14 protein-coding genes and 1 pseudogene are annotated in these 8,426 nt (G+C 70.9%); 6 read left to right on the top strand and 9 right to left on the bottom strand.

Annotated features, from left to right (window positions below; genetic code table 11):
* Positions 1–112 (top strand): annotated as a pseudogene (locus tag KUG39_RS17200) (Crp/Fnr family transcriptional regulator); the annotation flags it as partial.
* Between the two features lie 6 nt (positions 113–118).
* The gene (locus KUG39_RS01025; protein WP_094584089.1) at positions 119–391 is read left to right on the top strand and encodes a hypothetical protein; all 273 of its coding nucleotides are present in this window, start codon (positions 119–121) and stop codon (positions 389–391) included.
* Positions 392–431: 40 nt separating this feature from the next.
* Here the strand turns inward: KUG39_RS01025 and KUG39_RS01020 are convergent, their stop codons facing one another.
* Entirely contained in the window at positions 432–1,007 is a 576-nt protein-coding gene (locus KUG39_RS01020) for a ferritin (protein ID WP_216912151.1), read from the bottom strand.
* Positions 1,008–1,150: 143 nt separating this feature from the next.
* On the opposite strand from KUG39_RS01020, the gene KUG39_RS01015 reads away from it, so the two are divergent.
* On the top strand, positions 1,151–1,654 hold the full coding sequence (locus KUG39_RS01015; protein WP_216912149.1) for a hypothetical protein: 504 nt from the start codon (positions 1,151–1,153) through the stop codon (positions 1,652–1,654).
* On the opposite strand, the gene KUG39_RS01010 is transcribed toward KUG39_RS01015, so the two are convergent.
* The 3 genes from KUG39_RS01010 to KUG39_RS01000 form a co-directional block, all read right to left on the bottom strand.
* Positions 1,579–2,616, bottom strand: coding sequence for a histone deacetylase family protein (locus tag KUG39_RS01010; RefSeq protein ID WP_286192826.1), 1,038 nt, complete (start codon positions 2,614–2,616; stop codon positions 1,579–1,581). The two genes, KUG39_RS01015 and KUG39_RS01010, sit on opposite strands and share 76 nt — an antisense overlap.
* On the bottom strand, positions 2,541–2,816 hold the full coding sequence (locus KUG39_RS01005) for a DUF1830 domain-containing protein (RefSeq protein WP_233133757.1): 276 nt from the start codon (positions 2,814–2,816) through the stop codon (positions 2,541–2,543). The genes KUG39_RS01010 and KUG39_RS01005 overlap by 76 nt, the downstream gene beginning before the upstream one ends.
* Positions 2,817–2,975: 159 nt before the next feature.
* The gene (locus KUG39_RS01000) at positions 2,976–3,278 is read right to left on the bottom strand and encodes a DUF8638 family protein (RefSeq protein ID WP_216912147.1); all 303 of its coding nucleotides are present in this window, start codon (positions 3,276–3,278) and stop codon (positions 2,976–2,978) included.
* Between the two features lie 206 nt (positions 3,279–3,484).
* Between KUG39_RS01000 and KUG39_RS00995 the strand changes: the two genes are divergently transcribed.
* Complete coding sequence (locus KUG39_RS00995) at positions 3,485–3,925, top strand: DCC1-like thiol-disulfide oxidoreductase family protein (RefSeq protein ID WP_190612444.1); 441 nt, start codon at positions 3,485–3,487, stop codon at positions 3,923–3,925.
* Positions 3,926–3,951: 26 nt separating this feature from the next.
* On the opposite strand, the gene KUG39_RS00990 is transcribed toward KUG39_RS00995, so the two are convergent.
* From KUG39_RS00990 to KUG39_RS00980, 3 genes are all read right to left on the bottom strand, one after another.
* Positions 3,952–4,629: a M23 family metallopeptidase gene (locus KUG39_RS00990; RefSeq protein ID WP_216912146.1), complete on the bottom strand. Its 678-nt coding sequence runs from the start codon at positions 4,627–4,629 to the stop codon at positions 3,952–3,954.
* Positions 4,630–4,729: 100 nt separating this feature from the next.
* Positions 4,730–5,437: a hypothetical protein gene (locus KUG39_RS00985; RefSeq protein ID WP_216912145.1), complete on the bottom strand. Its 708-nt coding sequence runs from the start codon at positions 5,435–5,437 to the stop codon at positions 4,730–4,732.
* An 18-nt stretch (positions 5,438–5,455) separates the two neighbouring features.
* Positions 5,456–5,950 (bottom strand): RDD family protein, encoded by a 495-nt coding sequence (locus KUG39_RS00980; protein WP_216912144.1) that lies wholly within the window; start codon positions 5,948–5,950, stop codon positions 5,456–5,458.
* A 44-nt stretch (positions 5,951–5,994) separates the two neighbouring features.
* On the opposite strand from KUG39_RS00980, the gene KUG39_RS00975 reads away from it, so the two are divergent.
* Both KUG39_RS00975 and KUG39_RS00970 read left to right on the top strand, forming a co-directional pair.
* Positions 5,995–6,231, top strand: a complete 237-nt coding sequence (locus tag KUG39_RS00975) for a hypothetical protein (RefSeq protein WP_216912143.1) — start codon at positions 5,995–5,997, stop codon at positions 6,229–6,231.
* 61 nt (positions 6,232–6,292) lie between these two features.
* The gene (locus KUG39_RS00970; RefSeq protein WP_216912142.1) at positions 6,293–6,697 is read left to right on the top strand and encodes a molecular chaperone DnaJ; all 405 of its coding nucleotides are present in this window, start codon (positions 6,293–6,295) and stop codon (positions 6,695–6,697) included.
* A gap of 39 nt (positions 6,698–6,736) precedes the next feature.
* Here the strand turns inward: KUG39_RS00970 and KUG39_RS00965 are convergent, their stop codons facing one another.
* Positions 6,737–7,363 carry a methyltransferase family protein gene (locus KUG39_RS00965; protein ID WP_286192825.1) on the bottom strand — a complete coding sequence of 209 codons (627 nt, stop codon included), beginning with the start codon at positions 7,361–7,363 and terminating at the stop codon, positions 6,737–6,739.
* A 65-nt stretch (positions 7,364–7,428) separates the two neighbouring features.
* Positions 7,429–8,397, bottom strand: a complete 969-nt coding sequence (locus tag KUG39_RS00960) for a lytic transglycosylase domain-containing protein (protein ID WP_216912140.1) — start codon at positions 8,395–8,397, stop codon at positions 7,429–7,431.
* Between the last annotated feature and the right edge of the window lie 29 nt (positions 8,398–8,426).

Here is an 8,426-nt window from a genome sequence, read left to right as displayed (position 1 = left end):
CACCCGGCTGATCTCCCGCATCCGGGCCGCCGACCTGATGCAGGTCCCCAGCGGCGAGACCAGCCTGCGCCTGGCACCGGCCCTGGTGGATGGCGCTCCCCTGGCGGCCTGAACCGCGATGGCCGCCCCGATCCACACCGGCGACAGTCTCATCGGCAGCCTCTGCCGCGACATGGCCGCCGTGCGCCAGAGCTGGCAGCGGCTGAAGGGGCAAGGGGCCGCCTGCCGCGACGAACGGCTCCGCCTGAGGCTTGGCCGTGAAACCCGCCGACTCGAGCAACGCCGCCTGGAACTGCAGCGCCAGGCCCATGCACTGACGCGTCTGCCCCTACGCGATCCCCTCGGCGCCGCCTTTCTGCTGGAGATCACCAGCCGGCCCCTGGCCGCCTGATCCGCCGGGGGGAAGGGGGCCGTTCCCCGAGGGTTCAGACCTAAGCAGCGACCGCCGCCTGGGCCGCCGCCAGTTCCCCATCGATCAGCAGCATCGAGGCAGCCTCCTGGCGCCCGAAGCGCACCCGACCGAGCAGGTGGGCCGCGCCGTTCTCGGCGGCGATCTGGCCCTGGATCATCGGGTCGAGGAAGACGGTGGTGCGCACGTCGCCGGCGCGCTCGGCCATGGAATAGAGGAGCTGCAGGGACGTGGTGACATCGGCCTCGAGGCGGAAGGCGTCCGCCAGCACAGCCTCGAAATCGCTCCAGCTCTGGCAGGGGGCGGGCAGCTCCCCGAGGTCCACCGTCTGGCCGCGGGCGATCAGGTAATCGGCCAGCAGGCCGGCATGCTGCTGTTCACCACGGGACTCGGCCATGAGGTGGGCGGCGAAGCCACGCAGTTCCCGCTCAGCGAACCAGAGGGCCATGGCCCAGTAGGCGGCGCTGGCCTTGCGCTCCAGACCCAGGTGGTCCTGCAGACCCTCCAGCAGCCCGGCATCCATGGGCTGGGCCATGGGCCTCCCGGCGGGCCCGGTGGCCACCGCGGTGCTGGGCAGGGAGGAGGTCGTGGAGGTCATCACAAGCAGCCTGGGGGGAAGGACCCATGGACCGTCCGCCCAATGTAAGGAGCCTGGCAACGAACCGGCCCATCAAGAACCGAGCCATTCCGCACGCGTCGCAGGCGGGGCTGCCCAGACTCAGGGGGCCCTGGAACGTCCCCATGGCCACCGTTGTCGACCACGCCCTGCGTCTGCGCAGCCTCTGGATCGCCTGGCTGCTGGCGATGCTGTTCCATGTGGAGCTGGGCCTGATGCCCCTGTTCCACGGGATCTCCCCGGAGATCCACGGCCATGTGGCGGCCGCCCGGCTGCCGCTGCTGTTCGGCGCCATGCTGGCGTACTTCCTGGTGCCCCTGGCTGCGGTCGTGCTGATCGCCTACGCCGCCAGTGATCCGGGCCAGCCGCGCCGCTGGCGCCACTGGCGCTCTGCCCATTTCTGGCTGAGCGTTGTCTATACCCTCACCAACCTGCCCCACCTGGCCGCCGACATCCTGGTGCCGGACGCCCGGGCCGACCAGATCGTGCTGATGCTGGCGATGGTGCTGATCGGCCTGCTGATCAACCGCGAGGCCTGGTTCTGGTGGCGTGGTCAGCGCGGCCCGCTGTCCCCCAGCAGGCAGGCCACGTGGGCGACACTGGCCGACGCCAGGCCCTTCAGGTCGTAGCCGCCCTCCAGGGCGGACACCAGACGGCCCTGGGCATGGTCGCCAGCAATGGTGAGCAGCAGCTGGGTCAGGGCCGTGAAATCCCCGTCCTGCAGCAAGAAATCCCCCAGGGGATCGCCGGCCCTGGAATCGAAACCGGCCGAGATCAGCACGAAGTCCGGGGCGAAGGCCTCCGCCAGCGGCAGGAGCTCCTCCCGCCAGGCGGCCACCAGCTCGGGCCCCGACGTTCCGGCCGGCAGGGGGCAGTTGCGGGTGGTGCCGGCCCCGGCCCCCTCCCCCCGCTCCTGGCGGGTGCCCGACCCTGGATAGAGCGGCGACTGGTGGCTGCTGAAGAACAGCACCGAGGGGTCGCTCCAGAAGATGTCCTGGGTGCCGTTGCCGTGGTGCACGTCCCAGTCGACGACCAGGATCTTCTCGAGACCATGGACCGCCTGCAGGTGGCGGGCGGCGACGGCCACGTTGTTGTAGATGCAGAAGCCCATGCCCCGCGCCGCACTGGCATGGTGCCCAGGGGGCCTGACAACCGCATAGGCCCGGCGCACCCGCTGCTCCATGACGGCCTCCACCGCCGCCAGCACCCCCCCCGCCGCCAGCCGCGCCGTGCGCTCCGATTGGGGGCTGATGGCGGTGTCACCGGTGGAGAGCTGGTCACGGCCCGCCTGGATGTCCTCCTTGACCCGCTGCAGATACCCCGGGGTGTGGCAGCGCAGCAGCTCCGCGTCCGTGGCCGGGCGCGGTGGAAGGATCCGGCAGCGGGCCAGCAGACCGGCCCGCTCCAGGCCCTGGATCACGGCATCGACCCGGGCGGGGCACTCCGGATGCCAGGGGCCGGTGATGTGGTCGCGGTAGCTGGCGCTGCAGACGATGCCGACGTCCGCGGCCGGCGTCAGTGGGGCAGAAGGCAGACCGAACTGGCGTTGCCCCTCACCCCCACCGCTCGGCTGGGAACCTGGGGCAGCCATTCCGGACGGGGCGACACCTCACTCTGCTGCATGGCCAGGGCGTCGGCGGGGAGCTGTTCGCTGAGGACGACACCCACCGAATCCCGCGCCCAGATTTCCACATCCGTAGCGGGCGGGCAATGGAAAGTGAGCACTTCGAAGGGAAAGACAACCCGTTCGAGGAAGAAATCCTCGGGCCCACAGCAGCGGATGATCCGCATCCGTTCCGAACAGTTGCGATAGCTACAAAGTAAGGCGTCCATGGTGCCCTCCGACCTGGCTGAGACCTGACCATGGCATCAACACACGGTCCCTACGGCATGTCGGTTGCCGATGCGACGAAGAATCGGCAATGAGTGTTTCTACCGCTTAAGGGCGACTCAACTGCGCCTGAGCCAATGCGGAGCTCCGCTGAACCAGTCGCCCAGATCGTCCCGGCCGGGATCGAATCCGCCGCTGTCACAAGGGTCGCCCAGATCCAGCGAGCCCGTGAAGCGATCGAGTTCCGATTCGGGCTCACCCCGTTGCTGGGTGCGCTGGGCCCGCCGCAACCAGCTCCAGACACTGGCATCGCGATCAGCGAACTTCTGAACATAGATGCGCTCATGGAGGCTGACCGGGCGGGAATCGGCAATCCTGCCGATGATCTCCTGGAGCCTCAGACGGGTGGTTGGTGTGAGCATCTTTCCAGTCATCCATTGGCAGAGGATCTAACCGTTCTGAGGAATCGAACGGTGCCGAGGATCACAGAATCCAGCCACCTGTCAGGACTTGGTGAAATCGATCCTTCGACGCCCCTGCGCCGCTCTTCTGCCGCCGGCGCCAGAATCGAATCTTCCGATCACGCTGCCGAAGTCTCGGCCGCCCACCCTTGATCCCCCCTGCCGCGATGGGCGCCCCCCCATCCCCACCGCCCGATCCGGCCCCGCAGACCCTGGGGCTCGTCGCCCCGCAGACCCTGCGCCTCGTCTACGACGGGGGCTGTCCGTTCTGCCGTCACTTCGCCCTCAGCAGCGAACTGCGCGGCGGGATCCCCCATCTGCAGATCGTCGATGGGCGGGCCGACGCGGCCCTGCGCCATGACCTGCGGGAGCGGGGCCTGCCGCTGGCCCAGGGGGCGGTCCTGCTCCAGGGGGAGAGGGCCTGGCACGGGGCGGAGGCCGTGCGGCAGCTCTGCGCCCTGATGCGGCCCAGTGATCCCCTGCTGCAACTGCTGGTGCCGCTGTTCGACGGACCGTCCCGCAGCCGCCGCCTCTACCCCCTGCTGCTGGCAGCGCGGCGCCTGGCCCTGGCCCTGAAGCGCCTGCCGCTGGATCCGGACCACGCCTGAATGGCGAAGCCCGCCGACACCCTGGCTCAGGGCAGCGGCGGCAAGGGCGCCCGGCCCGCCACGGAGGGGCCGGTGCCGATCGTCTGCAGCAGCGGCGAGGGGTCCACAGCCACCAGCCGTCCCTGGCGCATCTGGCGCCACTCGAAGTGCAGATGGGCCGTGGTGGCCGAGCCACTGCTGCCCACCCGGCCGATGGGCTGCCCCGCCACCAGGCTCTCCCCGGGCAGAACCGCCACATCCAGCAGGTGGGCGTAAAGGCTCTGCCAGCCGAGGCCATGGTCGATCACCACGAGCAGGCCGTAGCCACCCACCTCATCCACCAGCCGCACGGTGCCGGGCAGCACGGCGAACACCGGCGTTCCCTCCGGGGCGATCAGATCGAGGCCGGTGTGCACGCGCCAGGCGTTGCGCGCCTCCGCCAGCCGCCAGCCGAACGGGGCCTGCTCGCTGGGCTGCAGGCCGAGGGGATAGCCCAGGGCCCCGGCCTGGGGCACCGGAAACGCCCCCACCGGTGCCGGCTTGTAGCGGGACCGCAGTGGATCCGGCAGACGGTCGTTCTGCCCCAGGTCCCCCACCGGCACCTCCAGGGGAATCTCCAAGGGCCGGGGCGGCGGCTCCCCCATCGCCAGCAGGGGCAGGGGCGCCAGGGACACCAGCCAGGGCAGGGCCAGCGCCGTCAGAAACCGTGGGAAGCGGGAGTCCATCCGCCTGCTGCAAGGGACCGTGAAGGCCTTGGTAACGCCCCTGGCCGCCGCTGCCAAGACGGGGATGTCGGGACGCGGATGCCCGTCGAGCCCGGCACGGTCAGGGAGCGCTGGCGGGCTCCGGGCTCTGGGGCAGCACCACCATGGCACTGGCGATGGCGGTGTCCATCACGATCCGCAGCGCCAGGCAGGGATCGATCACCTCCCGGCCCATGGTGATCGCCTTCTGGGCCACCAGGCCGTACAGGATCGGCCACTCCACCGCTTCGGGGCAGAACCGCTGGGCCAGCGGCAGCAGGGCCGGCCAGAGGCTCGGCAGCGCCTGCAGGGATTCGGGCGACGGCTGGTGGGCGTCGGGCACCTGGGGCACGCCGAAGTCCCCCTGGCCGAGGTGCTCCATCCCGTGGCGCCACAGCGCCGTCGGGTCCGGCAGGGCCGTGCAGCCCGCCTGCTGGGCGGCACCGGCGGCCAGACCCCAGGTGGAATAGGGATCGTTGAACAGGGCCTGGACCAGCCCCTCGCCCACCAGGCAGGAGCCCCCGTCCCCGGTGCCGACGACGTGCAGGCCCGAAAGCTCCGCCAGGCCGGCCGCCCTGGACCGGGCCCGCACACCGGCCTGACAGGCCTGGCCCGCCAGGGCACCGCAGACCGCCAGCAGCGATTCGACGTGCACGCCCCGGTCGGACGCCATGGCCTTCAGGAGCCGGCGGCTGATCTCTTCGGCACCGATCCGGGCCCCCACCAGGGGGTCCTGGGCGCGGCGGGCGGCGATGGCCTCATCGAGGGGATCGGGGGAGGGAGCTGTCATGGCCGCAGGGGACGGATGTCAGGGAGGTCCAGCACCAGCGTTCCCGGCCCCGGTCGCGCGATGGGGCACACGGATCACCACCGTGCCGGCGAGCTTGTCGTGCCAGCCCTGGTGCCGGGGATCCCAGGCGATCCAGAGGAAACCCAGGAGCAGGGGCAGGGTCGAGAGGATGTAGCCCCCATAGCGCAGGCACCACTGACGCAGGCCGGGCTCGCCGCCGGTTCCGGCATCGACGATTCTCAGGCGGAGCATCAACTTGCCGGGCGTGCCCTGCTTCCAGCGCCAGAACAGGATCACCACCAGGGCCGACACCACCGTGCTGAGAACCAGCACCGCCGTCTCGTCCGGCACGATGAAAACCAGGAGCGGCAGGGGGGCGGTGATGATCAGCATCAGCACCGAATCGATCAGCGAGGCCGCCGTACGGACCCGGAATCCCGCGTAGGCGATGGCCGGGGCGGGGGAGGTTTCGCTGCGCTCCATCGGGCCATCTTCTCCTCCCGAGAGCGACATGGGGCGGAGTGGTGTTAGGACTGTGGAGATTCTGTCCTTGGCCAATGAGAGCCCTTACCTTCCTCTTCGCCCTGATGGTGGGTCTGGCCATGGCGTTTCTCGCTCCGGCGATGGCCGGCGGCCACGACCAGGCCCCCGCAGCGATGGTGGCTCCCGAGTTGGCCGATGCGGCGGCCACGGATCTTCTGGCCACCGATCTCCTCGCCAGCGATCTGCTCTCCAGCGACCTGCTCGCCGAACTGAGCATCGATCCGGCCCCCGGCCTTGACGTCGCGGCCTGAGTCGCGACCACCCTCTCAACCCAACCTCATCAACGCAACGGTCGGGCTGGCACCTGAACCCATGGCTCGCACCCTGCTTGACCCCCGCCTGACCCTGGTCTCCCTGCGGCCGGAGCAGCCCGACAGCGCTCCCTCGGACAGGCCCGATGAGCCGCTCGGCAAGGGCTTTGCAGCCTCACGCACCCGCGGCCAGGGAAAGGCCACCGGCACCAAGGGGCGCCGCAAGAAGGGCACGGGCCTCTCCGCCGCCGACCACGGCCCCCTGGGCCGAAGCCCCAGCCTGGAGGCCATCGAGGCCAGGGCCCGTCTCGGGCTGGCGCTGGCGGGCCGGCTCCGGGAAGCCGATGTGACCGTGGCCTGGAAGAGGGCCGCCGCCGAGCATCACCCCGACCGGGGCGGCCGCCACGCCACGATGCAGGCGGTCAATGGCGCCAGGGATGTGCTGCTCGGCAGGGGTCTCGGCTGAGGCCAGGCGTTGGGGCCCTGCCCTTCTTCCCCTGCAGCGCTAGACGAGCCCGGGCAGCAGCCACCAGCTGCTCTGGCGATAGGCCTCGAACGCGGGATAGCGCTCGGCCATGGAGGCTTCCTTGCGGATCATGCGAGGGAGGTAGAGCGCCAGCACCGAGGCGGGCAGCAGCCAGGCCCACGGCGAACCGGCGATCACCGCGAAGCTGCTGTAGCGGAGCAGGTCGCCCAGGTAGTTGACATGGCGGACCCGGCGCCAGGCCCCGTCCGCCACCAGGGTGGCCCCCAGGGCCTTGGCGGTGCCCTTCTGCACATCGGCCGCCGTGTTCAGCAGCGATCCGAAGATATACAGGCTGAGCCCCAGGGCGATCGTCAGCGGGCCGATGGGCACCGGATTGGCCATGGCCAGCCAGCCGGGCACGGCGTAGAACACCCCGACGTAGAGCACCACCGCGACGGCCTGCGGCGGCTGAACCACCTCGGTGAAGAGCTGGGTGGTGCGCCAGGGGAACAGCACCTCCTCCAGCAGCCACCAGAGGCAGTAGCTGATGTGGAGGGCGAGGTAGATCGCGACCCGCCCGGAGTCCAGCCCCAGCACCAGGGCCGGCACCAGCAGCCCCACGATCGTGGTCACCTTGGCGATGTTGATCGCTTGCAGCTGGGTCATGGGCCGCTGGGTCATGGGGAAGCCGGGTCATCGGAGCCCAGCGGGATCCCATGCTGGCAGGCCCCTCAGGGTGCTGGAGGGGCCGAGGCGGGGAAGCGCTTCAGGTAGGTGGCGACCGGAAGGGGGCGGGGCTGGTTGTAGCCCACCGGCAGCCAGAGGTCGCCGGCGGAGGAGGCGTAATGGATCTCCCAGTGGTACAGGCCCGTGAAGGCCTGGGGATCCATGCGCAGCAGCTCGGCGTAGAGCAGCACGGCCCTGACGTAATGCCGGCTGTTGTTGTAGCCCCAGAGCCCCCGGCGGATGTCCCGCAGGCCACCGCGCCGCACCAGGTAGCGGGCGGCGGCGTGGATCGCGTCTTCGGGATCGCGGATGTCGCCCTTGCCGACGCCCGGCTGGGCCCAGGTGGTGGGAAGGAACTGCATCGGGCCCCGGGCGTCGGCGACGGAGACGCCATCGATGCGGCCCATGCCCGTTTCGACCAGGTTGATGGCGGCCAGGACCTCCCAGGGGATGCCGGTGGCGGCGGAGGCCTCCCGGTAGTACCGCAGCAGGTCGGCGGCGGGCTCGGGCGGGATGATCCGCCAGGCGGGAACGACGGACGGGCGCCGCCCCCCCCGATGCATGGCAAGAAACTCCCGGCGGGCCGCCACGTGGCGGTCCATCACCCCCTGCCAGCGGACCGGCAGGAAGGCCCGCACCCGGGTGGCCAGGGCCGGTTCGGTGGCGAGCCGGCGGTAGATGACCTGCTGGCGGTGCCCCAGCTCGCCCAGGAGTTCGGCCGGGGTTTCGGCGGAGCGGAGGGCCAGCTCGGCGGCGGCCAGCTGGGAGGCGATGGCGGCTGGGTCCGCCGGCAGCCGGGGATAGGCGCGCGGGGCTGGCTGCGGCGGCGATGGCTCCGGCGTCGCGGGTGTTGTCGCGGCTGGAGTGGACGCTGCGGGGGTGCTGCCGCTGGGGGGCGGCTGCACCGACACGGTGACGGCCACCGCCGCCGAGGCCAGCAGCAGGGCCAGCAGAACGGGGGTGACGACGCGCATGGGCAGGGGAAGCGTCGGGCGGGGGGAGA

The organism is Synechococcus sp. CCAP 1479/10, assembly GCF_019038515.1.
Taxonomy (GTDB): domain Bacteria; phylum Cyanobacteriota; class Cyanobacteriia; order PCC-6307; family Cyanobiaceae; genus Cyanobium.
This window is presented reverse-complemented; position numbering and strand designations above follow the sequence as displayed.

Coding starts and splice junctions, on each gene's coding strand:
- KUG39_RS00980 (WP_216912144.1), bottom strand. CDS start 5,950: ATGTCGCTCTCGGGAGGAGAAGATGGCCCGATGGAGCGCAGCGAAACC.
- KUG39_RS00985 (WP_216912145.1), bottom strand. CDS start 5,437: ATGACAGCTCCCTCCCCCGATCCCCTCGATGAGGCCATCGCCGCCCGC.
- KUG39_RS01015 (WP_216912149.1), top strand. CDS start 1,151: ATGGCCACCGTTGTCGACCACGCCCTGCGTCTGCGCAGCCTCTGGATC.
- KUG39_RS00960 (WP_216912140.1), bottom strand. CDS start 8,397: ATGCGCGTCGTCACCCCCGTTCTGCTGGCCCTGCTGCTGGCCTCGGCG.
- KUG39_RS00970 (WP_216912142.1), top strand. CDS start 6,293: ATGGCTCGCACCCTGCTTGACCCCCGCCTGACCCTGGTCTCCCTGCGG.
- KUG39_RS00990 (WP_216912146.1), bottom strand. CDS start 4,629: ATGGACTCCCGCTTCCCACGGTTTCTGACGGCGCTGGCCCTGCCCTGG.
- KUG39_RS01000 (WP_216912147.1), bottom strand. CDS start 3,278: ATGCTCACACCAACCACCCGTCTGAGGCTCCAGGAGATCATCGGCAGG.
- KUG39_RS00975 (WP_216912143.1), top strand. CDS start 5,995: ATGAGAGCCCTTACCTTCCTCTTCGCCCTGATGGTGGGTCTGGCCATG.
- KUG39_RS01025 (WP_094584089.1), top strand. CDS start 119: ATGGCCGCCCCGATCCACACCGGCGACAGTCTCATCGGCAGCCTCTGC.
- KUG39_RS01020 (WP_216912151.1), bottom strand. CDS start 1,007: ATGACCTCCACGACCTCCTCCCTGCCCAGCACCGCGGTGGCCACCGGG.
- KUG39_RS01005 (WP_233133757.1), bottom strand. CDS start 2,816: ATGCGGATCATCCGCTGCTGTGGGCCCGAGGATTTCTTCCTCGAACGG.
- KUG39_RS00965 (WP_286192825.1), bottom strand. CDS start 7,363: ATGACCCAGCTGCAAGCGATCAACATCGCCAAGGTGACCACGATCGTG.
- KUG39_RS01010 (WP_286192826.1), bottom strand. CDS start 2,616: ATGGCTGCCCCAGGTTCCCAGCCGAGCGGTGGGGGTGAGGGGCAACGC.
- KUG39_RS00995 (WP_190612444.1), top strand. CDS start 3,485: ATGGGCGCCCCCCCATCCCCACCGCCCGATCCGGCCCCGCAGACCCTG.